This is a genomic window from Thalassospira sp. UBA848, assembly GCF_002295455.1.
In the GTDB taxonomy this organism is placed as follows: Bacteria; Pseudomonadota; Alphaproteobacteria; order Rhodospirillales; family Thalassospiraceae; genus Thalassospira.
The window spans coordinates 101,829-126,978 of sequence record NZ_DBGS01000090.1 but is presented as its reverse complement, the minus strand read 5'-3'; the positions used below and the strand labels follow the sequence as shown (position 1 = coordinate 126,978).

General features: G+C 54.2%; 23 protein-coding genes. 11 read left to right on the top strand and 12 right to left on the bottom strand.

All coding sequences use genetic code 11. From position 1 onward, the window contains the following. Positions 1-155: 155 nt before the first annotated feature. The 6 genes from B2R48_RS13240 to rodA all read left to right on the top strand — a co-directional run bounded on the left by B2R48_RS13240 (position 156) and on the right by rodA (position 7,138). A complete protein-coding gene (locus tag B2R48_RS13240; RefSeq protein ID WP_297001169.1) occupies positions 156-1,064 on the top strand; it encodes an alpha/beta hydrolase in 909 nt (302 codons plus the stop codon). Between the two features lie 182 nt (positions 1,065-1,246). After that, a complete protein-coding gene (locus tag B2R48_RS13235) occupies positions 1,247-2,287 on the top strand; it encodes a rod shape-determining protein (RefSeq protein ID WP_008892088.1) in 1,041 nt (346 codons plus the stop codon). 125 nt (positions 2,288-2,412) lie between these two features. Next, positions 2,413-3,378: a rod shape-determining protein MreC gene (mreC, locus tag B2R48_RS13230; protein ID WP_297001167.1), complete on the top strand. Its 966-nt coding sequence runs from the start codon at positions 2,413-2,415 to the stop codon at positions 3,376-3,378. Next, complete coding sequence (gene mreD, locus B2R48_RS13225) at positions 3,375-3,890, top strand: rod shape-determining protein MreD (protein ID WP_062957963.1); 516 nt, start codon at positions 3,375-3,377, stop codon at positions 3,888-3,890. Before mreC ends, mreD begins: the two co-directional genes overlap by 4 nt. 164 nt (positions 3,891-4,054) lie before the next feature. Beyond that, positions 4,055-5,971: a penicillin-binding protein 2 gene (gene mrdA / locus B2R48_RS13220; RefSeq protein WP_062957964.1), complete on the top strand. Its 1,917-nt coding sequence runs from the start codon at positions 4,055-4,057 to the stop codon at positions 5,969-5,971. 3 nt (positions 5,972-5,974) lie between these two features. After that, on the top strand, positions 5,975-7,138 hold the full coding sequence (rodA, locus tag B2R48_RS13215; RefSeq protein WP_062957965.1) for a rod shape-determining protein RodA: 1,164 nt from the start codon (positions 5,975-5,977) through the stop codon (positions 7,136-7,138). 45 nt (positions 7,139-7,183) lie between these two features. On the opposite strand, the gene B2R48_RS13210 is transcribed toward rodA, so the two are convergent. The 5 genes from B2R48_RS13210 to B2R48_RS13190 form a co-directional block, all read right to left on the bottom strand. Next, positions 7,184-8,650, bottom strand: coding sequence for a GGDEF domain-containing protein (locus tag B2R48_RS13210; protein ID WP_297001162.1), 1,467 nt, complete (start codon positions 8,648-8,650; stop codon positions 7,184-7,186). Between the two features lie 48 nt (positions 8,651-8,698). Then, the gene (locus B2R48_RS13205; protein ID WP_297001160.1) at positions 8,699-9,763 is read right to left on the bottom strand and encodes an ABC transporter substrate-binding protein; all 1,065 of its coding nucleotides are present in this window, start codon (positions 9,761-9,763) and stop codon (positions 8,699-8,701) included. A gap of 319 nt (positions 9,764-10,082) precedes the next feature. Next, entirely contained in the window at positions 10,083-10,283 is a 201-nt protein-coding gene (locus tag B2R48_RS13200) for a hypothetical protein (RefSeq protein ID WP_062957968.1), read from the bottom strand. Between the two features lie 236 nt (positions 10,284-10,519). Continuing rightward, complete coding sequence (locus tag B2R48_RS13195) at positions 10,520-10,861, bottom strand: Hpt domain-containing protein (RefSeq protein ID WP_297001157.1); 342 nt, start codon at positions 10,859-10,861, stop codon at positions 10,520-10,522. 101 nt (positions 10,862-10,962) lie between these two features. Continuing rightward, a complete protein-coding gene (locus tag B2R48_RS13190; protein ID WP_297001154.1) occupies positions 10,963-11,853 on the bottom strand; it encodes a phytanoyl-CoA dioxygenase family protein in 891 nt (296 codons plus the stop codon). A gap of 124 nt (positions 11,854-11,977) precedes the next feature. Between B2R48_RS13190 and cobD the strand changes: the two genes are divergently transcribed. Next, positions 11,978-13,066 (top strand): threonine-phosphate decarboxylase CobD, encoded by a 1,089-nt coding sequence (gene cobD / locus B2R48_RS13185; protein WP_297001151.1) that lies wholly within the window; start codon positions 11,978-11,980, stop codon positions 13,064-13,066. A gap of 18 nt (positions 13,067-13,084) precedes the next feature. Here the strand turns inward: cobD and B2R48_RS13180 are convergent, their stop codons facing one another. Beyond that, positions 13,085-14,695 (bottom strand): sigma-54-dependent transcriptional regulator, encoded by a 1,611-nt coding sequence (locus B2R48_RS13180; protein ID WP_297001149.1) that lies wholly within the window; start codon positions 14,693-14,695, stop codon positions 13,085-13,087. A gap of 182 nt (positions 14,696-14,877) precedes the next feature. Here B2R48_RS13180 and B2R48_RS13175 point away from each other — a divergent pair, with 182 nt between their 5' ends. Continuing rightward, positions 14,878-15,183, top strand: a complete 306-nt coding sequence (locus B2R48_RS13175) for an STAS domain-containing protein (RefSeq protein ID WP_062957972.1) — start codon at positions 14,878-14,880, stop codon at positions 15,181-15,183. Between the two features lie 3 nt (positions 15,184-15,186). After that, on the top strand, positions 15,187-17,262 hold the full coding sequence (locus tag B2R48_RS13170; RefSeq protein WP_297001145.1) for a SpoIIE family protein phosphatase: 2,076 nt from the start codon (positions 15,187-15,189) through the stop codon (positions 17,260-17,262). An 11-nt stretch (positions 17,263-17,273) separates the two neighbouring features. On the opposite strand, the gene B2R48_RS13165 is transcribed toward B2R48_RS13170, so the two are convergent. The 4 genes from B2R48_RS13165 to B2R48_RS13150 form a co-directional block, all read right to left on the bottom strand. Continuing rightward, complete coding sequence (locus B2R48_RS13165) at positions 17,274-17,885, bottom strand: hypothetical protein (RefSeq protein ID WP_297001143.1); 612 nt, start codon at positions 17,883-17,885, stop codon at positions 17,274-17,276. Between the two features lie 149 nt (positions 17,886-18,034). After that, positions 18,035-19,948 carry a putative bifunctional diguanylate cyclase/phosphodiesterase gene (locus B2R48_RS13160; RefSeq protein ID WP_297001141.1) on the bottom strand — a complete coding sequence of 638 codons (1,914 nt, stop codon included), beginning with the start codon at positions 19,946-19,948 and terminating at the stop codon, positions 18,035-18,037. Between the two features lie 163 nt (positions 19,949-20,111). Then, positions 20,112-20,492 carry a TfoX/Sxy family protein gene (locus B2R48_RS13155; RefSeq protein ID WP_297001138.1) on the bottom strand — a complete coding sequence of 127 codons (381 nt, stop codon included), beginning with the start codon at positions 20,490-20,492 and terminating at the stop codon, positions 20,112-20,114. Beyond that, complete coding sequence (locus B2R48_RS13150; RefSeq protein ID WP_062957977.1) at positions 20,476-21,180, bottom strand: helix-turn-helix transcriptional regulator; 705 nt, start codon at positions 21,178-21,180, stop codon at positions 20,476-20,478. The genes B2R48_RS13155 and B2R48_RS13150 overlap by 17 nt, the downstream gene beginning before the upstream one ends. A gap of 124 nt (positions 21,181-21,304) precedes the next feature. Here B2R48_RS13150 and B2R48_RS13145 point away from each other — a divergent pair, with 124 nt between their 5' ends. Further along, on the top strand, positions 21,305-21,745 hold the full coding sequence (locus B2R48_RS13145) for a VOC family protein (protein ID WP_213472269.1): 441 nt from the start codon (positions 21,305-21,307) through the stop codon (positions 21,743-21,745). Positions 21,746-21,831: 86 nt separating this feature from the next. On the opposite strand, the gene B2R48_RS13140 is transcribed toward B2R48_RS13145, so the two are convergent. Continuing rightward, entirely contained in the window at positions 21,832-22,464 is a 633-nt protein-coding gene (locus tag B2R48_RS13140) for an alpha/beta family hydrolase (protein WP_297001133.1), read from the bottom strand. A 232-nt stretch (positions 22,465-22,696) separates the two neighbouring features. Between B2R48_RS13140 and B2R48_RS13135 the strand changes: the two genes are divergently transcribed. Next, positions 22,697-23,827, top strand: a complete 1,131-nt coding sequence (locus B2R48_RS13135; RefSeq protein WP_297001131.1) for an AbrB family transcriptional regulator — start codon at positions 22,697-22,699, stop codon at positions 23,825-23,827. 4 nt (positions 23,828-23,831) lie between these two features. On the opposite strand, the gene B2R48_RS13130 is transcribed toward B2R48_RS13135, so the two are convergent. After that, positions 23,832-25,150 (bottom strand): methyl-accepting chemotaxis protein (locus B2R48_RS13130; protein ID WP_297001128.1); only part of this gene is annotated, 1,319 nt, incomplete at its 5' end.

Sequence of the window (25,150 nt, the reverse complement as noted above, 5' to 3'; positions counted from 1 at the left end):
CGCCCCACCATTTGTAGCGCGCTCATGCAGATGACCTCGCATACTGACCACTGACCGGAACGACCACGCATCGCGATCCCGCCATTATCCGCCACACTGATGTTGTGATATGCTGCTTTAACCTCATCAGATAACTTGGCAGAGGGGATGTGCATATGTCTGTGAACATACGCCCTGAACGGCTGGTGGCAGTGCTTGCCATATCAGTTGCGGTGGCTGGCCTTTTGCTGCCTTTTAAGGTGTCTGCTGCAACGCCAGTCGATACCACTCCCCAGGCGGTTACGATCCCGTCCCTGCCCTATCCGCAAAGCGGCCTGCGCAAGCGTTTGGCTTCAATGGGGAAACCCGTTCCACCCGTTGATGAAAGCCTGCAAGACGATATTCCGGGTCAGTACTTTCCGCCGCAAAACGATGATGCCAAGAACATTGGCCGACACCCGGCTGTTGTCGCCTTGCCCGACTGTGACGGCAGCTTCCCTGATGACTGGGTCCGGATTTTGCAGTCCCGCGGTATGGGAGTGCTGTTAATTTCGCCAAACGAAGCCCATCCATCGCAGGCCTATTGCAGCGAGGGGTCCCTTGAGGCACCAAAACACGGTCTGACCTATTGGGCGTTTGATGCAATCAGTGCATTACACTATCTGGTGGGGATGGATGGCATTGATTCTGAACGGGTGGCGATCTTTGGCTATGGCTATGGTGCTGGTGCTGCACAACTTGCGATTTACCGCAAGGGACACGCCAAGCACTTCGATCATCATTTCAAAACACTTGTCGGATTGCGTCCACAATGCATGTCGGAAATGGACAATTTTGTGCCCAGCCTTTTGATCGGCCTTAAAGATGATCCGTTCAATCCACCCGCATGGTGTCACTGGCGCATGGATCGCGACCTTTTGCCAGGCCGCTCGAATGTCAGCTTCGAGGTCATCGAAAGCGGTGAAATAATTGAAAAACAAGCGACTCGCAGAACGCTTTCTGTTGAAAGCAGCGCTGTCATTGTCACCATGGTCACGGAATTCCTGTCGAAAATGGGTATGGCAGGCGATAGCACCCGAAATTGAATTTACCCGCCAAGACCATATTCCTGATCATGTTTTTTCCGCCTTGATTGAGGAAAATCGCGCGCCTTAATTATTCCTCAATCCCCTGCGCAGATTATTCGTGCATCGGCTTAATCGTTGCGCTATCAAAGCCGGTACGTTCGCATTGAAGATTTTACTATTAACCGGGGCATAGGGCAGGAATGTTTTCCAAGCTTCTTGGGGTTTTATCCTCCGACATGGCGGTGGATTTGGGCACCGCTAACACACTGGTTTACGTCAAGGGCCGTGGCATTGTCCTGAACGAACCATCCGTGGTGGCCATTACCGACGAAAAAGGCAAAAAGCAGGTCCTTGCTGTTGGTGAAGAAGCCAAGCAGATGCTCGGTCGTACCCCGGGGTACATTCAGGCGATCCGCCCGCTGCGTGACGGCGTTATTGCGGAATTCCACATCGCCGAGGAAATGATCAAGCACTTCATCCGCAAAGTCCACAACCGCCGCAACTTCGCAAGCCCGGAAGTCATCATTTGTGTGCCATCTGGTTCGACCGCAGTTGAACGTCGCGCCATTCAGGAAAGTGCTGAAAGTGCTGGCGCACGCAAGGTTTGGCTGATTGATGAACCGATGGCTGCTGCAATCGGCGCCGGTCTTCCGGTGACCGAACCGACCGGCTCCATGGTTGTTGATATTGGCGGCGGCACCACCGAGGTTGCGGTTCTATCGCTGGGCGGTATCGTCTATGCCCGTTCGGTCCGTGTTGGTGGTGACAAGATGGATGAAGCGATCATCGCGTACATCCGTCGCACGCATAACCTTCTGGTTGGTGAAAGCACCGCCGAACGCATCAAAAAAGAAATCGGTTCAGCCTGCGCCCCGGATGACGGTGATGGCGCAACCGTTGAAATTCGTGGTCGCGACCTGATGAACGGCGTTCCGAAGGAACTGCTGATTTCTGAACGCCAGATTGCAGAAAGCCTTGCAGAGCCGGTATCGGCGATCATCGAGGCGGTAAAAGTCGCCCTTGAACAAACCCCGCCGGAACTGGCTGCTGACATCGTGGACAAGGGTATTGTCCTGACCGGTGGCGGCGCGATGCTTGGCAACCTTGATTACGTTCTGCGTCACGCAACCGGCCTTCCGGTTTCGATTGCAGATGATCCACTTTCCTGCGTTGCACTGGGCACCGGTCGCGCGCTCGAAGAAAAGAAAATGCTGCGTAACGTTCTGCACACAGCATACTAAACAAGGTCGACTAAATTTTTAATCACCGGGTCGTATCCTTACTGGACGCGACTCGGTGATTTCGTTATGGTTGAATATCCCGCACGGGATGCAGAACAACTTCTTGGGAATTCGCGGGGAATACATTGGCACAGCATGGTGGTCCGCAGCAGCGTATCTTTTCGCCGTTACGCACGGCCCTTCACCGCTTCGCTTTTATATTGCTGATTTTCTCGGCCTTTGGCCTGATGCTTCTGGGCAAGGCCGATACGGTTTTGATCGAACGGATCCGGGCGGCCTCGGCCGACCTTGTCTCCCCGGTTATGAACATCGTTTCCCGCCCTGCGGCCAGCATCAACGAACTCACCGACAAGATATACAACCTTGCACATCTCTATGAAGAGAATGAGCGTCTGCGCCGCGAAAACCAGCAATTGCTGGCCTGGCAGCAAGCCGCACGCAATCTGTCGCACGAAAATGCCCGCCTGCGCGACCTTGCAACCTATACATCGCCACCGGCATTGAATCTGGTGACATCGCGGGTCATCGCCGATATGGGTGGTGCCTATGCGCACAGTGTGATGATTTCTGCCGGATCGCGTGATGGGGTTACCAAGGGTCAGGCCGTGATTTCCGATGAAGGTCTTATTGGCCGCGTTGCCGAGGCAGGCTATCAGGCATCGCGGGTACTTCTGATTACCGATATCAACTCCCGCGTGCCGGTTGTGGTTGAAAACTCTCGTGACCGTGCGTTTTTGTCAGGTGACAACACCAACCGACCACTTTTGACGTTCCTCACTGCGGATGCAGCGGTCGCGCCGGGTGACCGTATTCTGACGTCAGGTCACGGTGGCGCATTCCCGCCGGGTATTCCGATCGGGATCGTGTCATCGGTTTCAGAAAACGCTGTTCGGGTCGCCCCGTTGTTCCGACGCCATCAACTGGAATACCTGCGCGTGGCCGATTATGGCCTTCAAGGAATTCTGAGCGAAGAGCGCATTCGTCAAAGCCACCCGACCAAGGACGGGAACACCACAGAATTGTCACCAGATATTCCTGATGGTGTTGGCATCGTACCGGCCGCGCCTGACACGGCAGGGGAAGCCCAGTGAAACCCGGCGTCTGGCAACGACTGGACATTATTGCGCGCGGCCTTTTTCCTGCCTTTAGTGTCTTTGTTCTTTTGCTGATCAACCTTTTGCCGATCAGTGTACCGCTTCTATCGACAGCCTCGCCAGCGCTGGCATTGATGGCTGTGTTTTACTGGTCTGTGAACCGCCCCGACCTTTTGACGGGTGTCACAGCTTTTCTGCTTGGCCTTGTGCAAGATCTGTTGATGGGATTGCCGCTTGGTGTCAGCCCGCTTGTGCTATTGCTGGTGCAGACCGGATCGGCAAGTCAGGGGCGTTTTTTCCACAACAAGCCATTTAGCGTCATGTGGTGGGGCTTTGCCCTTGTTGCCATTCCGGCTCTTCTGGTTCAGTGGCTGCTCAGTTCCGCACTTATTGGCGCATTGCTGCCGATTAAAGCAACCCTGATCAGCTATGTTCTGACGGCCGTGCTGTTTCCGATTGTTGCCTGGGTTCTGGCGCGTGCGCAAAACAGTCTTCTGCGCTACGTTTGACAGCCTTGCGCGAACTCGAAACTGCGCAATATTGATGTTTTGGCAACTGCTATCCACTATGTTTACAGAAGGTGGTTTTATTCCCTGTTCAAGCGCGATAAAACCAGCCCGAAATTGACGACCCGACTTTAAGGTCGCTGACGAAAAACAGGTATCCATCGCCCATGTGGCATCGTGACTCAGACCGTTTCAGATTATTCACCCGACGCGCCCTGATGCTGGGCGCGGGCAAGGGTGTTTTGCTGACGGGTCTGGCCGCACGGATGTACTACCTGCAGGTGCTTGAAAGTGATCGCTATCAGACACTGGCAGACGAAAACCGTATTTCGCACCGCCTGCTGCCGCCGCCGCGTGGGTTGGTCACCGATCGGTTTGGTATTCCTCTGGCGGTAAACCGTCAGAATTATCACATCATGATCGTGCGCGAACAAACACCTGATGTTCGCCGCACGCTTGAAGTCCTTGATCAGATTATTGAACTGGGCCCTGATACCATCGAGCGCGTCGAACGTGATGTTGCCCGCCGGCGTTCCTTTGTGCCTGTTACCGTGCGCGATAACCTTACATGGGATGAAGTCGCCCGCGTTGGTGTAAACGCACCAGATCTTCCGGGACTGATCATTGATGCCGGACGGTCACGCGACTATCCAGAAGGCCCGCATCTTGCGCATACTCTGGGGTATGTCGCCGCCGTCTCGGAAAAGGAACTGACCGGCGATCCGCTGTTGGAACTCCCCGGCTTTACCATTGGCAAAAGCGGCATTGAAAAGGTTTATGACCTTGCACTGCGTGGCACGGCCGGAACAAGTCAGGTCGAAGTCAACGCCCTTGGACGTGTCATTCGTGAACTGGAACGCGAGGAAGGTGACAGTGGCAACACCGTTGTCATGACACTGGATCTTGAATTGCAGCGTTATGCCAATCAGCGCCTGTCAGACAAGGAAAGTGCATCCGCGGTCGTCATGGACATCCACAGTGGCGAAGTACTGGCGCTTTCGTCACATCCGACCTACGACCCGAATGCCTTTACCAATGGTATTTCGCACAAGCTGTGGAACAGTTTGGTCAACAACCAGTATGCACCGCTGTCAAACAAAGCCGTTAACGGCACGTATGCGCCGGGTTCAACATTCAAGATGTGCGTCGCGCTTGCTGGACTTGAAGCAGGCATTATATCGCCCAATCAGAAGTTCTTCTGCAACGGGCATCTTGATCTTGGCAATGCACGGTTCCATTGCTGGAAACGCGGCGGTCATGGCTGGATGAATATGCATGATTCCATCAAGCATTCATGCGACGTCTACTATTATGAAATATCCCAGAAAATCGGGATAGACCGCATTGCGGCAATGGCGCACAAGCTTGGCCTTGGCGAAGATACCGGCATTGATCTTCCTAACGAACGCAACGGCCTGATCCCGACCAAGGACTGGAAAGAAATCCAGTTGGGTAAACGCTGGCAAGGTGGTGAAACACTGATCGCCTCTATTGGGCAGGGCTATGTTCTGGCAACGCCGCTGCAACTTTGCACGATGACCGCACGACTGGCATCGGGCAAGGCAGTTCGCCCACATTTGACCCGTGACAAGGTGACCCCCGACGGGGTTACCAGCCGTGAAGTAGAAGAGTTCCCGGAACTTCAGGTCAATCGTGCGCACCTTGCACGCGTTCGCGACGCCATGAATGGCGTAACAAACGAATTGCGCGGCACAGGGTACCGCGCACGAATAGACATCAAAGGCATGGAAATGGCCGGCAAGAGTGGTACAAGTCAGGTTCGGCGTATCACCATGCGTGAACGTCAGACAACCGGCGTGCTTGATAACGATGTGTTGCCGTGGAAATACCGCGACCATGCCCTGTTTGTCGCATTTGCGCCAGTAGACAATCCGCGCTACGCCTGTGCCGTGGTCGTCGAACATGGTGGGGGTGGCTCAAGTGTTGCTGGACCAATTGTCCGTGACCTGCTGCAAAAGGCACAGGAACTCCAATCTGCGCGCCAGGGCATCTCGGCTGCCAACCAAGCCAACAGTGCAAGCCTGCGCCGCAATCCTGCCCAAACCAATCAGGGTGAGGGTTAAGCAATGGCCATGAGCAAATATCGCATTGGCGAAGATCCGGATTATGTTCCCATCGGTCGACGGTTGCTGTTGCTGAACTGGACACTGGTGCTTCTGATCGCTGCGCTGTCAGGGATCGGCTTTGCTATGCTGTATTCTGCGGCCAACGGATCGCTGCAACCATGGGCGGAACGCCAGATGATGCGCTTTGCCGTTGGTGCTGCGCTGATGATCATCATCGCAGTCACTGACATACGCATCTGGCTAAGACTTGCCTATTTCTCCTACTTCGTCGCACTTGTGTTGCTGATCGGGGTAGAGATCAAGGGTGACATCGGCATGGGGGCGCAACGCTGGATCAATCTGGGCTTCTTCCAGCTACAGCCATCCGAATTGATGAAAATATCCCTGGTACTTGCCCTTGCCCGTTACTTCCACGGCTTGACGCCCGAGGATGTCGGGCGCATACCGCTTTTGATCCCGCCAATTCTGATGGTTGCGGCCCCATCGGCGCTTGTGTTGCGCCAACCCGACCTTGGCACGACATTGCTTTTGATTGCAGGTGGTGGCGTAATCTTCTGGCTGGCTGGTGTGCGGGTGTGGAAATTTGCCCTGGTTCTGGGCAGTGCGCTTGCCGCTATTCCAATTGGCTGGCAGTTCCTGCGCGAATACCAGAAAAACCGCGTCCTGACTTTCCTTAACCCGGAAAATGATCCGCTCGGTGCTGGCTATCACATTACCCAATCCAAGATCGCTCTTGGCTCTGGTGGGTTGTTTGGCAAGGGTTTCATGCTTGGCTCACAAAGCCATTTGAACTTCCTGCCGGAAAAACAAACCGACTTCATCTTTACCATGCTTGGCGAGGAGTTCGGTCTGGTTGGCGGAATGGCTTTGCTGGGTCTTTATGCGCTGGTGATCACATATGGCTATGTCATTGCATTGCGCTGTCAAAACCAGTTCGGTCGCCTTGTCGCAATCGGTGTGACCTCGACCTTCTTCCTGTATGTATTTATCAACATCGCCATGGTGATGGGGCTTATTCCAGTCGTGGGTGTGCCGCTGCCACTTGTGTCTTATGGTGGCACGGTGATGATGACCATTCTGGTAAGTTTCGGTCTGTTAATGAGCGTTTCAATCCATCGTGACATCCGTATTTCACGACAAGGAAACGACGACGGCCGCAACTAAGTGCCCCAACAAGGATGTGCGGACCCCCGCCCTGCCACGCAGCGATCAGACGTCAGACGGGAACAGGTCAGTGAGCTCTGAAAGTTTGCTGAAATCTGCGAGTTTGCAACGGTTCCGGCCAGAGGCCTTGGCATCATAAAGCGCCCGGTCCGCAATCGAATACAAGATCCCCGATATATCTGCATCCACTGATGATCGCATGACCTCAAACCGCTGTACGATTTTCGGGTCAAACGCCTCCAACGCGTTTGGCGATGGCAAACCTGACACGCCAAAGCTTGCGGTAAAGGAAAGTTTGCTCCCGCCATACTCGACAATGGTGGCTTCAAGCGCCGAACGCAGGCGTTCGGCAAGGATCATCGCACCTTCAAGTTCCTCTCCGGGCAGCAAGACAGCAAACTCTTCGCCCCCCATACGCGCAGGAAGATCGATTGACCGCAAGGTCCTGCGAAGCACCTTCCCCAATGCAACCAGCACGGCGTCACCGGCCTGATGACCATGGGTGTCATTCAGTGCCTTGAAACGGTCGATATCGAGCAAAATAACAGATACCGGGGTACCGCGACGACGCCAGGTCGAGATGGTCTCATCAAGTCTTGCAAGATACGCGCGACGGTTGGGCAATTCGGTTAATGGATCTGTCGATGCAATTACCTCAAGCTTTTGCATCGCTGCGTTGAGTTCCTGCGTCCTGAGTTTGACGCGCTCTTCCAGATTGGCTTTTTCGTCCTGCAATTCATCACGTGCCTTGCGTAACTCGCCAAGTTGTCCGCGAATCATGCCAAACAGTCCCACTGTCACAGAGCCCAGTAACTGGATCTCGTCATCATGTCGATGATACGGAGGCATCTTAAGGGGGCGACTGCTATTTGTCGGGTCGGAGTTGACAATGTAGTTTCCAAGGCGAATGACGGGCCGGGAAAAAACAAAATAGCTCATGGCAGCGAAACACGCAGCCATGACCACAGCAAGAACCATCGTCGCCAGAAATGACCAGGAAAGACGCGTCATGTAGGCGCTGACATAGACCTGTGGATTGAGGTCGATCACCATTTCACCAATGGTGGTCACAGGGGTTTGGCCAGGGTCGCGCACCGGAACCGTGATCGTTTGCAACCCGCCAAACATACTCTCTGCCCAACGAGATGTCGGAATTTCGCCCGCTCGCCGTTTTCGTTCAAAGAAAATTCCGTCATCGGCATTGGTGAGGGTAACACGCGCGATGGAGCGGTTGTTAAGCATCCCGCGTACCATCACATCTGCGAGTTCGCGGTCACGTTGGGTCAATACCGCAGTCGCAACCGGCACACTTGATGAAATCAGACGCTGATTGCCCTGCTGATAAACACCATTAAGCCAATAGTAGTCCTGATAGCCACGGATTGCGACAATCAGCAGCCCGAGCGCGACAGCCAGGAGCAGCGAGTATTTCAACTGACGGGCCGCGATTGTGCTACCCAGTTTCAGGCCGGCAAGAGCATCTCCTTGCGTTTCATCAGTGTGTCTTGCCAACCGTATCGACCTCGTCTTCCTGATGGGGCTATCCGATGACGACCTTGATCATTCCTCTTGGCCGTCGCCGGGGTGCAATACAAAGTTATACTCTGTTCCGGGCGGGGAATTGGCAACACTAAATTCTTTAAAGTCCAGACTGCCCCAATCCCTGTTACCCAATACGTCCACGAAATAGGATATGTTTTCGCGCGTAATGGCTTCCATCCTGAATGAGATTTCGGGATTCTCGTAGAGAGTTTCAACACCGCTAATGTAATCGTGAAGCAAGACCATTACCCATGCCCCGGCAAAAAAATGCCCGCCATGCGTCATGGTCATCTCGCCATCGGAAACTTTGCGCAAGCCATCCGGCGACCAATTCAGGCCGCCAACAAAGACATCCTTGCCGGGCCTGCGCCCCGCCTCCTCAAGCGCGGCAATCGCACCAAGCGCAATATCGTCGTTGGCTGCCCAAACGGCGTCAACACACCCGTCGCGCTTCAACCAGCTTTGGGTCTGGCGAAAGGCTTCGTCATATGACCAGTTGGCAACCAAACGGTTCTGTTCCCTGAGAAGTGGAAAACGGCTAAGGGCATGATCCAGTCCTTGCAATCGCTGCAACGAGGCTGGTGTCTTGCTATCTCCGGCAATCGACAGAAGACATAGCGGTTTGCGGTGCTGGTATTCGTTTTCAAGCCGTGCGCCATCAATCAGGGATTTGGCAATATCATAACCCGCTCGCTCATTGTCCGGCGTCAGGGTCAGTATCCAATTGGCAAAATCCTTGACCGGATAGCCATGTGCATCTTTCTGTTCCTGGGTCAGATCATTGAGCAACATGATCACCGGGATGTCGCGTTCTGCCGCTTCAAGAACAATCCGGGCTCCTTGCTGGTGCTCGTTGACGGCAATGATGTAATCAGGGGCCGGAACAAGATCAAAAACCCTCTGTGCGCTTTCGATCATCATCTTGCTATCGCGGTCACTGTCGAACACGATCAATTCATACCCGAACTGATCGGCGGCAGCCTGCATGGTACCGCGCACATCTTTCCAGAAGCCGCGATCTCCATAACCCGGATTAATGAAAGCGACGCGCACCGGCGCATCTGAACGATCTGGTGTCGTCACTTGTGCGTGTGCTGGCATTACCAACAACGCAACCAGTCCCAAGAGAAAAAGCACGGCGTAGGGCTTCAAAACGGCTTCCTGTTTTTATTCTTGTTTCTATTGACCTTCGCCTCCGCTAGCGGATTTGCGTTGGCATAACTCAATCTCCAGCGGCCTGACGCCCCTGAAAACACTGCACACCTTAAGCGCGACAACACCCGATTGACCGTCGGGTATCGTCCAACTCGTTTGGCAGATTCACATATACATATGTATATAATCTCGGGGGAACAGAATTGGAACCGGTACTTTACAATATCAAGAACGATTATCCAGCTTTTCAGCCGCCACCTGATTGGGTTTGTCGCAGCGCGGCAACCAATTCTTCGTTCGACATGTTTGCCCGGTTCTTGATCCCCTTCTGCGCGGCCAGATGATACAGGTCATCGCGGCGCCACTTGTCATAGGTCGGTGCTCCACGCAGGCGACGTGCAGAAGTTTCCTGATCAATTTCTCCAGAGAGTTTCTTATAGCTCGCCACTCTTGCCTCCTTTTTGGGACGGTCACAAGCAGTCTTGGCACCTGGCTCAACTCGGCTAAGCTGAGGTGCATCAATATTTCATGTAGGGGGTGTTACGGCATTTTCTATTGGCTGGCGGCATTTTTCGCGGCCAGTTTGCCTAAACGGCTGAGCGGAAATAAAAAATAACGCACACGAAAACTGGCTTGGAACGCCCGGTTTGGCAGGGAACGCAATTAATTACGCCACAAGGCCGACTATTTGGTCGCCAGCAACTCCTGCATGGCCGCAAGCGTATCGTTCACGGACTGATCAAGCTGCTTAATCCGGTCATACAGTGGATCACCAAAATGACCGTCGAAGCTTTCAAGTGCGAGCGCCATTTCCGCAAGTTGCTGTGCTGCCATGTTTCGCGCCATGCCCTTGATTGCATGTGCTGATCGATGAACGCCCTCAATATCCTTATTATCAGCCGCCGAGATCAGAAGTACTTTTTCTTCTTCGTAAGATGCTGGCAACAAATTCACCAGAAGCAGGACCTGATCCTTGCCAAGGGCGTCACACAATTCTTTAAACCGGGCGGTATCAATCAATTCCATTTGCACACCCTCTACGCGCTACAATCGTTATTATTGGCTTTCATACGACATTTCTCAACCCAACCGATCGCAGAGTCACACAAAGTATTAGGCAGCGCAGATTAACTGGATACGGTTGCCTTGCATGCATTTAGCACCTGTTGCGCCCAAACCAAGGTATCCTCGTCGATTGATTGCATGTGCCTGTACTTTTCAAATTGGGCGGCAATCAAGGTTAGGCGCTGCAAAAAGGGCGGCGGATTGTCCAGTGCCAACAATTCATCTGCAAGCGGATCAAAAGCGGCGTTCTGAAATTCGAGTGACAGGCTGATCCGTGGTTCACTGGCATGGGGGCTGGCACGTCCTCCCCAGTGGTAAAGATCCTGCCGCCACCCCATGACTGCGCCGGGCTGAGCAGGCAGCGCACGAACATCCTGCAAACGGACTTCATCAGGCGCTGAAACCGGCGCCGTATAAGTCTTTTCAAAGTTTCGTGGCAAGACATACATACAGCCATTTTCTGGCGTCGCATTGCTAAGCGGCACCCAAAGTGAAAGGCTGATCAACAGGTCATCCCCGATAACACTTTCACCCTGATAATCGCGATGCGGCGGCCAACCACTGCCATCTGAACGCGGATCGACATGCCACGCCCAGAAATGTGGCAGCAAAGCAACCTTGTCGCCCAAGAAGTGGCTCAGGACCGGACGCAAACGGCGAAATACGCCCCACGCTTCGTCATACAGATAAATAAGGGACGGTGACATTCCATTTGCGACCAGTGTTTCAATACCCGCGTGCAGCCGCACAAGGTCGGAAGTCGGCAGAATATCGCGCAGCAGAAAGTAACCTTCATCCCAAAAACGATCCGAAAGCACATCCCGATCAAACCCACCGCAATCTGTGCCCGTTGAAGCAATTTCGGCCTTCATTGAGCCATCAGCAGAAATGGAAAGTTGCGGGTTAAGCTTCTGCCAAACCTGAATGTCGGTGGCATTTTGGGGTGTGATCATGGGAAAATGTCCGGTATTGAGTATGGCCGGACGATACGCAGCACTTCCTTTGATGGCAAGCGCGTTAAACGCCCCCGTCACAAGGCTTTCTGAACGACAACCGGGATCAGGCTTGGCACAAGACATGACAGACGACCAGACACCGTCCAAGCATCACACCCCGATCAATCACGGTGGTGCGATCGACACGGCGGCAAAGCGCTATAATATACCCGCAAAGAACTGGCTGGACCTGTCCACCGGGATCAATCCGGTTTCCTGCCCGCTCGGCAACGTTGATCTCGCGCATTGGCAAAGGCTACCGCTCAGCGCGGAGCTTGATGCGTTAAAGCAGGCTGCCAAAGCATACTATCGAACACCGACGACCAAACACATTGTCTGCGCACCGGGCACACAGGCCCTGATCCAGACCATCCCCTTCTGGCTTAAAGACCAAATGGTATCGACAGCGGAAACACGCGTACATGTCATGGGACCGACATATGGCGAACATGAACGCTGCTGGCTACGCGCGGGATATCAGATTGATTGCCACCAAACCCGTCCACAAGACAGATACGAAACGGCGAAGGCAATCCTTGGCGCTTCAAAAGCAGGAACCGTTGTCATACTGGTAAACCCGAACAATCCTGACGGCGCAATGTTCGCATCGGCTGACATTGTCGCACTTGGCAGCCTTGCAGCTGCACGTGGTTGCTGGTTGGTTGTCGATGAAGCCTTTATGGATTGCACTCCAGACCAATCGGTCTGCGCTGATATTGACCAGCTCCCAACCACCATTGTCCTGCGATCATTCGGCAAGTTTTTCGGACTGGCCGGCGCACGTCTTGGCTGTGCTGTCATGAACAGCGACCTTGCCAGCGATCTGGAAAGTCGCATCGGCCCATGGGCCATTCCCGGTCCGACAATTGTTGTCGGCACAAACGCGTTTTTGGACACGCATTGGCAAAAAGAAACCCGAACCCGCCTTGCCTCCGACGCCTTGCGACTGGATCAAATGGTGACAGGAAACAGCGAGTTGGTGCTATCTGGCGGAACAGATTTGTTTCGATACTATGATGGCGCAGCCTGTGGTGCCTTGGCCGATCATCTGGCGCAGCGGGGGATTTTGGTCCGGCTGTTTGATCATGATGTGAACAAGGTTCGATTTGGTCTGCCCGGCACACCATCGGACTGGAAACGCCTTGAAGATGCCATGGCCAGTTGGGTTTGATCCACTCGCCACCCGACCCTAGTGGTCGTCTTCTTCCCAGGACTGCTTTTTGCGATAGATCGTCGAAGGACTAACTCCCAACGCATCAGCAGCACGCGGGATCGATCCCCCGCAACGTTCAATTGCTTCTTCTATGGCCTGCTTTTCAACCAGCCAAAGGGGTTTTATCTCGCCAAGGGGGCTCCCACCTGCTCCAAATGATGGTGGGGATAATTCAGTCCCTTCATCTGCGCCGACGCTCATACCAACGCTTGCGCCAAGCAGTTCATTGTTCCGGTCAGACCGATGGTTTTCAACGACCTTGCGCATCTGGCGCGCCCCGGCCAGAAAGGCAAGGGCTTCAGGGTCCCCTTCCCACAGGCGACCGGGCCTGCCCGGTTCACTGGAAACAACCGGGTGTGGCGGCGGGGCCTCAATCGTGCCCGACCCGAATTGTTCACCGTCGGAGCCACTATTGACCGGCCGCGGCACCATTGAAAGCGTGACCTCGGTCCCGTTGTTCAACACAACAATGTTGCGGATAATGTTTTGAAGTTGGCGAATATTGCCCGGCCATGAATAGCGTGCAAAAAGCGCCGAGACTTCGGGACTGAACCGTTCAAAGTCACGTCCCTCTTCGCGGGTAAAGCGTTGCAGGTAGAAATTGGCGATCTGCAGAATGTCGTTATCGCGATCACGCAGGGGCGGCATATGCAACGGGATGACGTGCAGCCGGTAATACAAGTCTTCGCGGAACCGGCCGGACCGGACCTCTTCAAGCGGGTCACGGTTGGTTGCGCAGACAAAGCGTACATCGACTGTTTCAATCGAACTGCCGCCAACCTTCTGGAATGACCCTGTTTGAATGAAACGCAGAAGCTTTGTCTGCAGATCAAGATCCATTTCACAGATCTCATCAAGGAACAATGTGCCACCGTCGGCACGGTGTGCAGCACCTTCACGGTCGGTAACAGCCCCGGTAAATGCCCCTTTGACGTGACCGAAAATCTCGCTTTCCATCAGGTCTTTGGGAATGGCACCACAGTTCAGCGGAATGAATGGCTCTTTCGCGCGTTCGGAACGACGATGGATCGCTTCTGCGGCAAGCTCCTTACCGGTGCCCGATTCTCCGGTAACAAAAACGGTGGCACGGCTCGGCGCGGCATTTTCGATGATGCGATAAATATCACGCATATTCTCTGAGCCGCCGATGATGTCAAAATACATCTCGTCGGTATCAGTGTCTTGCGTTTGCTCATCTGGCGGCGACTGAAGTGTTGGCGCGCCTTTAACAGCGTTTGCAACAGTTTCGCGCAGCTTGTCAGCTGTAAACGGCTTTAGCAGAAAGTCCCATGCACCGTCACGCATCGCTTCAACCGCGATATTGATCGATCCGTGTGCTGTGATCACAACGATTTTGCATTTTGGTGCAATATTGGCCGCGGCGCGAAGCACTTCGCGGCCATCCATATCGGGTAGAACCAGGTCAAGAACAAGCACATCTGGCGGGTTCTGACGCAGCCGTTCGATCGCATTGCTCCCATTTACAACGTGATCAACAACATGACCATCAGCACGCAGGTAATCCTGATACACGCGCGCCAACGACAGTGTATCCTCAACAATTACGATGCTTGCCTGCTCTGGCATTTTCTTGTTCGTATCCCGATATAATACTGTGGGTTAGCATACCGACAGTCTTGCTCATCCCACAACTACTAACATTTGTTGCAGTCACTACCCAAACCATACACAATCAGCTTAACGTTAAGAAAAGCATAGATATTACCGGGGTGTTTGCTCTGGTTACACGCGATAAGGGGAGTTCGGACTTGAACTACAAGACAGAATTTGCAGATGGCATCACCACCGTAGAAGTGACCGGTCGCTTTACTTTTGGAGACCATTCGAGTTTTCGCAAACTGATCGAAGAAGTCCGCGGGCATGAATCATCCACCCTTGTCCTGAACATCGCCGGTGTTGATTTCATTGATTCCGCCGGTCTTGGCATGCTGTTGCTTGCCCGTGATGAGGGCGAAAAAACAAACACCACTGTGACCTTGCGCGGTGCACAAGGGCAAGTCCGCCGCATGCTTGAAGTTGCGCGTTTTGACACCCTGTTCCGGCTGGAAGACTGATCCATGCCTGCTGGCGGTGAGTCCCGTGCAAAACATTTGATCGCTGTCGCGCAATCCGTTGCGCAAGAAGACGTTGACCTGCTTTTCGACAGCAAAAATATCTGGCACCGACCAGACGATACTTCCGTCAAGTATGCCTTCGGACCAACACCTGAAGACTTTTCAAGTCAAAGTCGGTTTTCGTTTTGCGTTCTGCCCTCTCAAGTCGGCCGTGACTGGCTTGGCAGTCTGATCCGCCTGAATTGTGAAGCCTTCGTCGAATGCTTTCCCGAACTGGACCTTGGTGACCTTGCGCCGGTTGCAGGCAAGAAGCCATTACCGAAACATGACCTTATGGTTTGTCTGTCGACGCGCAGTGCTTATCACCTGCCCGTGGCCCGCAAGTTTGTGACAAGCCTGCGCCATCGCGGACTGATTGGCGATAGCATTGCGTCGTCGGTTGAAATGGCGGTGCAAGAAGCTTTTGCCAACTCTCTGATACACGGCAACCTGGAACTTGATACTGGCGGCCATTTGTCCATGGACCGCTTCAAGGAGCTTGGCGAGGAAACAGAGCGCCGTCTTGCATCTGCGCATTACGGTGCACGTGCAATGGTTCTGACAGCACGACGACGCAAGAATGGTCATATCGTCATCACCATCAACGACCAGGGTAACGGCTTCATCCCGCCCGATGAAAAGGCGACAGCCAATATTGACCGCAAGGATACGACCTTTGGCCGGGGATTGCCCCTGATCAGGAGCCTTTGCCAGTCCGTCAATTTCCTGCGCGGAGGACGTACAATTGAACTGACTTTTGATGATGGCCAGACCGAAAACGCCACGCAAGATGCCGCATTTCTTACCGACCTTGAACGCCGACTGGCCACCTCACCGAAGGCAGAGCTTCGGCTTCCACAAAACGCAACCATCCTGATTGCTGATGACACGATGTTATCGCGTGAAATCATTGCATCCTATTTGCGCGCGGACGGTTTTACCAATCTGGTATTTGCCAAAGATGGTGAAGACGCGATTGCCCAGATCAAGGAACATAATCCCGACCTGATCATCCTTGATATCATCATGCCCAAGCTGGACGGATATGCCGTATGCAAGGCAGTTCGCGCAGATCCGGCCTATGCCAAGACACCGATCATCGCGCAGACAGCACTTGAAGAAAACGAAGGCCGCACGCGAATTTTCGATGACGGTGCCACTGACCTTATTCTCAAGCCCCTAAACAAGGCCGAACTGATTGCACGTACGAAGATCCATCTGGAAAACCGCCTTCTCGTGCAACGGCTTCAGGCCTATCAGGAACGCACGCAGTCGGAACTGGAAATTGCACGCAACATGCAAGAAAACCTGAACCCGGCCCCCGAACATTATCGTGGCGTCGGGATGGATTACGGCATGCGCATCAGTGCGACATTCCAGATGTCCTCTGAACTGGGTGGCGACATGTGGGGGCTGGTCCCGATCGATGACCATCGGTTGGGGGTCTATATTGTCGATTTTGCCGGTCATGGACTGGGGGCCGCGCTTAACACATTTCGCCTTCATTCCCTGATCTGGTCAGAACAGCTCCATGAGCAGGCACCTGATGTCTATTTGCAGGTACTCAACCGCCACCTCAAGGGACTTCTGCCTGTCGGCCAATACGCGACCATGCTGTATGGTATCGTTGATCGGCAAAAGAACGTCTTTTCCTATGCCAGTGCCGCCTGCACGTCGCCGGTACTCGGCAACAGTGTCACGGGCGAGGCGCGCTACCTTGACGGATCCGGCGTGCCCCTTGGCGTTGTCCGCGATGCCCAATACGAAACCCGTGAAGTGCCCTTTGACAAGGACAGTTTCCTGTTGCTTTACAGTGACGCCCTGATTGAAACCACCCTTGATCATGGCCAGTTCCTGTGTGAGCAGGGCCTGCTTACGATGCTACAGGAGACGGTTCTCGAAGGCGGGGCTGACATTGACCTGGCAGCCCAGATCGCGGACCAGTTCATGGACCGGGCACCAGCACAGCTTGATGATGATTTCACGATTGTTTCGTTGCAATCGGCCAAGATCCCGGCGGCGACGGCCTCTAATCGCTAGGAAACTGGCTTTCAGGAAACGTAGCGCGCCGAACCGACACACGATTGTACAAGGTCATCGAACGGCTCGACGTCCCCCCACAAGATTTGCCGGCGATCCAAAGCGGGCTCTGCGCGTTTGGTGTCAGCCTTTCCAGAGCCATTCTGCATGCGACTTGATATGGCAGCGCGCACCAAATTGGCCAACCCTTTGCGCGCACCAGCATGCCCCGGTTCAGAGGCAAGCACGGCACCAAGCTGATCAAGTGCGCGCATTTTATCCCGGCACCCAAGAAGGTCTGCGGCAAGAACCCGCAATTCCCGTGCGTCCGGACGCAGACTGATGGCAATTTCAAGATGTTCAAGGCCAAGGTCCCGGCGTCCGGTCTGAATATAAACCCGGGTCAGGCCCAGATGGGTCGCACCATCAAGATCATCAATCAGTAACGCGCGGCCAAAGGCATTTAACGCAAGTTCAGATAGCCCAAGATCAAGCAATACGTGACCTAAAACCCGAAGACGGGCCGGCTGATCGGGGAGACTGTCGATAAGGTGACGCAGGCGGGTGCGGATTTCCGGGGCAAGATCAATCTCGCCCGCGACGGTCATTGCGGATGCATGCAAAGTTTCTGTCTGCGATGACATGGTCACGGCCCCGTTACCATCAAAATTCGGAACCGATGATCACGTCACGCTATGTCGATACCGGTTCGTCTTCTGACAGAGTACCGCCATCTGGTTGCGGGATTATTAACCGAGTCGCAGCCCGCACAATTTCATAAAAACCTATCGGTTTAGTCCCCGGATGTGCCCGCCAATCCATCAAGCCTGATGTCACGTTCCGGCTTTGCAAAGAAATAGCCCTGCATCAATCGTCCGCCCATCCCGGTCAGAACATCGCGTTGGCTTTCGCTTTCGATGCCTTCAAGAACACAGTCGATGCCAAGGTTCTGGCACATATCAAGCACTGTCTTCACAATGCGGCGGCTGCGCTCGCTATGTGGTATTGGGGCCACGAAGATGCGGTCGACCTTAAGCACATCAAATTCCAGCTCGTGGACATAGCGCAGACTGGAATAGCCAATACCGAAATCATCAAGGGCGATACGCGCGCCGTGCTCGCGCAGGTACCGGATGCTTGTGCGCGCCGCTTCGAAATCGCGCAAGAACGCGGTTTCGGTAACCTCGAACGTTAATCGACCGGGGTCGATTTTATGGTTTTTGATTTCATCAATCAGCCACTGGACGGTATCGGACAAAACAATATCGCGCGCAGACAGATTGAAAGAGACCGGCAGTTTTTCGGACCAGCTCGACATATCTCTGAGCAGTTTTTCAAACAGAACCCGGGTCAGGAAACTAACCTGCCCGGTCTTTTCCGCCACCGGAAAAAATGTCCCCGGCGACACCGGCCCCATCAAGACACTTTCCCAACGTGCAAGTGCCTCAACGGAACTGACCTGCCCGGTTTGAATATCGAAGACCGGTTGATAGTGCAGGCTAAGCTCCTTGGACAAGTCTGCCTTGCGAAGGGCCTGTTCGATCTGGGAGTCATGGCGGATCAATGTTTCATGATGGGCCGCAAAGAGAACGGCCTCACCACGTGCGTTCTTTTTGGCATGATACAGGGCAAAATCGGCCCGCTCGAACAAGCCGTTCGGGCTGCGCGCAACGGTCGGATAGGTCGCAAACCCCAGCGAGGCAGAGACCTGAACCGTCACACCATTGAGAATGAATGGACGATTGAGGTCGTCACAAAGCTCCTTGCCGGTCGCCATCAACGCCATCGGGCTGTCATAGCCCTTGAGCAATACGCCGAACTCATCCCCGCCCAGGCGGGCCAGAAGCGTTTCCGGACCAAGAATCTTGCGAAGGCGCATTCCCGCTTGTTGCAACAATTCGTCGCCAGACGGATGCCCATGGACATCATTGACCGGCTTGAAACCATCCAGATCGATCATCGCCACGGCAAATGTTTCGTTGTCCGTGACCGAGTTAACAGTCTCTTCAAGCGTCGCAAAAAAGGCGCGCCGGTTCGATAGTCCGGTCAAGGGGTCAATCAGTGCCAGCGCCTCATTCTGGCGTGACAAATCAATCATTGCCCGATGCTGTACCTCAAGATCGTTCTGGGTTTCAATCAGGCCGGAAAAGTTGGCGTAGAAGCTCCGGATAATCTGAACGATCATCACGGAAACCAGCGCCATGTTCACGGCAATAGCGACATAAACCTCATTGTCACTGGTCCCGAAAAAGATCACGAAAGTGCCCAGCACAATCCCCACCACCAGCAAGGCGGCAGGTGGAAAATTCACCAGACAGAAAATACAGCCAACAACCGTGATTGATATGAAATAGGCGACATGACCGCGTTGAAAGGCGTCGCCAAAACCGAACATGTAGATTGCCCATGCGGTAAACAGAACGGAGATGACGACCGCAAGAACCCTGATCCGCTTGAGGTGACGTATGCAGGCATCGACATTATCAACATCTACCCGCGCCCGGCCCCAGGCAATGGCACGCGCGATACAAATGACACCAAGCACAATCACCGAATGGATCGTCATCCAGTCCGGCGCCGTCCCGTAGTGGGTATAGGCAAGCGCCACCGCATTGGCCAGAAGCAACATGTAAAGGACGGGGATCTGACGTGTCAGGGCATTGACCTGGGCGCGCACCAGTTCCGGCTTGTCCGTCCGAATTTTCAACGTGTTTGCAAAACCTTGCCAGAAACTAGGGGCTGCCACTTATCCGAGACCTAATGCATTCTTTATCCTGTATAAAGATTATACAGGAAAAACACATGCGAACATCCCCTGATTGTACTTGGCCCGCAAAGATCGGCTGTTCGCTTGGCCCCTGTTTAAACTCTTATTCAACAGGTTGTTTTCGCGCCCTCTTTTTGGGACGGCTTTTCAGGGCATGCGCCCGATGAGCCGCCCCAAGCGCCATTTGGGCGAATTCAAGAAGCTTGTCTTCATCATCAAGCCATTCCCCGGGCGCCTCGAAATAGCCAATGGTGTGGGGACTTTTCTGTGATGGCACAACAAACCTTGCCATGCCCAACGCGTCATAGGCCTCTTGTGTCTGATCATCCCCTTTGAGGTACAAGACATCGTCAAATACAAGCGCGAAAAACATTCCGTCACAATAAAGCCCGAAGCCACCAAACATCCGCCTTGGCCGAATGGCACCCAAAGGGGTCAGCAGTTCGGTAACCATCTGAACAAATTCGTTATCGACCGACGCCATTGAGTATCTCGCCTTCTACACCTTCGGAAATCAGATAATCGCGCAACGAGCGCCCCGGAACCGGACGAAAGCGTGATGTCGATATATCCATATGCGCAATCCGGTCCGCACGAAAAACGCGAAAGGCCTCACGCAATTCGCACCAGCAGGCCAAAAGCCATGTGCTGCCAAAAAACAACATGCCAAGCGGCCAGACACGGCGACGGGTATTGTCCCCTTTTGCATCGGTGTAATCGATATCTATCAAATACCGTTCGCGAATGGCGCGCCTAAGGTCGGGCATGGAAATGGCAATCGGTTCCTGCGCGATCTCGGCAACGGCAATCGGAACGCCGCCGACCAGTCCGCGGATTTTCTCGGGCAGGACGGCTTCGATCTTTGTCAGCGCGTCACCCGCAGCACGGGCCATCTGCGGGTCTGTCCAGCTCTGAACCATACGGGCAGCAACGACAAGCGCCTCGATCTCGTCGGCATCAAACATCAATGGCGGCAGGTCATACCCATCGCGCAGGATATATCCCACACCTGCTTCACCCTCGACCGGAACGCCCGATGCGGCAAGGTCGCGGATATCGCGATAAATCGTGCGCTCGGAAACTTCCAGCTCCTCGGCAAGATCACATGCGCGGCACAGTTTCCGGCGGCGCAGGATCTGAACAAGACGAAATAGTCGGTCGGCCCTTCTCATGGTCACTCCTTTGTCATCCTGCCCCAAAAATTATCATACCGCTCCTGACAGGCTCCTGTCAGGAGGGATGTGCAAACATCTTCAAATCGGGACAGGATTTAACCCCAACGTCAGGAGCATGACGATGAAAGTCACCAACGCGTTTCAGATCATTATCACCGACAAGTTCACCCAGAGCCGCGCTTTCTACAAAAAGCTTGGCTTCGAACCTGTCTTTGACGGGGAATGGTATTGCCAGCTTGTCTGGCCATCTGCGCCATCGGTCCAGCTTGGCCTGATGAAACCGGGTCACGAGACCCAACCTGACATCTTCCAGGCGGCCACCGTCGGCGAAGGCACCGTTCTTAGCCTTGAAGTCGACGAAGCCAACGACGCGGCAGAAACCTTGCGCAAAGCCGGGTTTGAATTCGCCCTTGAAGTGCGTGATGAACCATGGGGACAGCGTCACTTCGCCTTGCTTGATCCCAATGGTGTACGCATTGATATCTTTAGCCCAACCGCCGAACTTTCCCCCGAATACGCCCAACAGTTCAAGGAAACCGGAAACGAAACAGTCATGGCGTAACACCCCTCGCGCCCCAATCCCCGCAAACCCCGCAAACCCCGCAAACCCCGCACGATACGGCCCGCAGTGATCGCGGGCCGTATCTTTCACGTCAGTGATTGTGCAAACCCGGATATGGCCGTGGCGGCATCCACAATGTTCTGATTTTGGGTCCGTCCAGAACTTTTGCGTGGCTTGAAATCATGTTCGCCGTCTTCAACCCAATGAAGCCCGATGCGATCCGAAAGCTGATAACCCGCAATCTCGTCAGGACGGCCAAACGGATCGCGCGTACCATGGCAGATCAGCGCAGGGGTTCTCAGTACCTTGAGGTGTTCAGTGCGCAGGTTTTCAGGCTTGCCCGGCGGATGAAACGGGTAGCCAAGGCAAACAAGTCCGCCCACCCCAAGATCATCTGCAACCATGCTGGCAATCCGTCCCCCCATGGACTTGCCCCCGATGACAAGCTTTTCAGGTTCACCCAGCTGGCGAACAACATCCGCGTAAAACCCGGTCAGTACCGGTGCCCGATCCGGACCACGCTTTTTGCCATCAATGCGGCGTTTGGCCATATAGGGAAACTCAAACCGCGCAACCCGTAAACCATGCCTTGCCAGTTCGGATGCCATGTCATTCATGAACGGGCTGTCCATTGGCGCACCCGCCCCGTGGGCCAGAACAATTGTCTGCTTGGCACTTTCATCGCCATCAAACTGAAAATTGATTGGATCGGTGCTCACAAAAGGGTCCCTTTCACGACTAAGTGTTTGCAACCGTCATACAAAACCCTGCGATGCTCTCCAAGCACGGTCTGCCAGTTATCATGTGGACGAACGCAAATACTCGCTTCTTTCCTGTTCTCTGTTTATAATTGGCGTCCCCACCTTGGCGCCTTCCCCAGAAGCGCCAGACCTGCATCATATCGCGCCACCCGCGATCAGTTGCCTGCCATTCGCGACAAGGGCCCCTATCGTGTCATCCGAACAAACCCCATCCATCATACACCCACCCAAAGAACGCATTGGCCGACTTTTCAAACCGGTTCAGTGGCTATTGCTGATATCGGTTTCGTTGGTGTTTTCCGTTCTGTTGCATGACTGGAATGTCCCGGCCTCTCTTTTGGTTGGGCCAATGATCATCGGTATTGCGATGGGCACGAACGGCGCGACCATTTCCATGCCAAAACCACTTTATCTTGGTGCGCAATCAGTCCTCGGGGTCATGATCGGTGGATCGATGACGGTCGGTATTCTGACATCCTTTGCCTCTGACTGGCCCATGATCCTTGGCATTGCCGCCATTACCCTTGTTGCCAGCAGCTTTTTGGGCTGGATTTTATGTGTCAAACAGGTCTTGCCCGGTACCGCAGGCATCTGGGGATCGACGCCCGGTGCTGCATCCGCAATGGTAATTATGGCCGACGCATTTGGTGCGGACGCAAGGCTTGTGGCATTCATGCAGTATGTTCGGGTCGTCATCGTGGTCGCTGTGGCATCAAGCGTTGCCAACTTCTGGGTGGATCCGGAAATGCTCGCTGCCATGGGCCCGCATGAATGGTTCCCTGCCTTTGATCTTGGCGGGTTTGCCATCACACTTTGTCTTGTTGTGGCGTGCTGTTTCATCGGCTTCAAATCAGGTCTGCCGTCCGGTCCGCTTCTGGTGTCAATCATTGTCACCATGATCCTGCATGTGGGCGGGTTTGTTGATGTTGTATTGCCGGAATGGTTTCTGGGTCTGACCTACGCCATGATCGGCTGGGTGATCGGGTTGAAATTCACCCCACCGGTCTTGCGCCACGCGGCCCATGCTCTTCCCAAAATCCTGCTATCGATTTTTGTTCTGATCGGTTTCTGTGCCGGAATATCGGTTCTTCTGGTTGTCTTTATGGGTGTTGATCCACTCACCGCATATCTGGCAACCAGCCCGGGCGGGCTTGATTCCGTGGCGATCATCGCCGCCAGCACGAATGTTGATTTGTCATTCATTCTTGTGCTGCAAGCGACGCGTTTCTTCATGGTGCTGCTTTTCGGGCCACCATTGGCGCGTTTGGTTGCCCGACGCACAGCCCATCACGTTGAAAACCGGATGAACGGATCACCCTAGGTCACTAGGCGATGCGTATCTTGCCAACAAACCCTTCGACGCGGACGCTTAAATCTGCACCCTGTTTTTCAAGGTCATGGGCAGCGTTCCCGAGCTCGCTTGATACGTGCTCACTGTGTTTGATCGCTGCGGTGATTTCCGAGACACCATCACCAACCAAGCGGGAGTCTGCGACCGCCGCATCGACACATGATGCAACCGAAACGCAGGTTTCTGTTTGCTGATCGGCTTGTGTCGCTGTCGCCTCTGCCCGGTTCTGAAGATTATCCATCGCCACGGCAATCTGTTCGATATCGTTACCCGCTTTAGAAATCGCGTCGAGTATTTCACTCATCCAGCGTGCGATATCCTCGGTCGCACTGGCAGACTGGCCTGCAAGTGCCTTGACCTCCTTGGCGACGATCGCAAACCCCTTGCCTGCCTCACCAACGCGCGCCGCCTCAATCGAGGCGTTCAGGCCCAGCATCTTGGTCTGCGCTGCGATGGCAGAAATGGAAGCCAGCATCTTCTCAGCATCGGCAGCACGATCTTGCAGTGCGGCAAATCCGGCGCGCATTTCGCGGGCCTGACTGCCCATATCGTGGGTAATCTTGACGGTTTCGGACGCATCCGTACCAACGACGGCCAACGCATCCTTAAGGCTTTCCATCTGGTCTGCGACGTCTTCAATCCGTGAAATGGCCCGCCCTGTCGCATCATCAATGCCGCTACTGCATTTGCGGGTTTGATCTGTGCTTTCGGCCAATACATCAAGCGCACCGCGCATTTGACTGACAGCCGCCGCCACCATGCCAACAGTTCCCTGAACTTGCGACTCAAAGCTTGATGCCAGGGCCTCACGCGACCTAATGACGCGTTCACGTTCCAGCACACGCGCAACCTGACCGCCAACAAACCCAAGAAGCTCAAGCATTTCGTCATCAAGCTGTGCAACACCCGGGCTAAAGAATTCAATGACGGCTTCTGTCTGCCCCTCCAGCTTGACCGGCAGGGCAAAACAGCCACGCAACCCGTTTCTGGACGCCGCGGCAGCACGCAAAAAGCCGTCTTTCACGGTGACATCGGCGATACACACAGGCGAACCGGTTGCCGCGACAGTGCCAATAAGACCCTGCCCGATCGCAAACACAGTCTGTTCGGACTGGGTGCGAAATTCGGCAATGTCACCCGCGGCAATCGAAGAACTGATTGACCAGATACCTGCAGACGAAAGTTTGTCATCCACACGCAGATAGGCATGCCCAACCGGCCACTGGCAATAATTGCAGACTGCCGAAAGGATTTGGGTAACTGCCGCTTCCTTGTCTGCGGCCTCATCGGCGA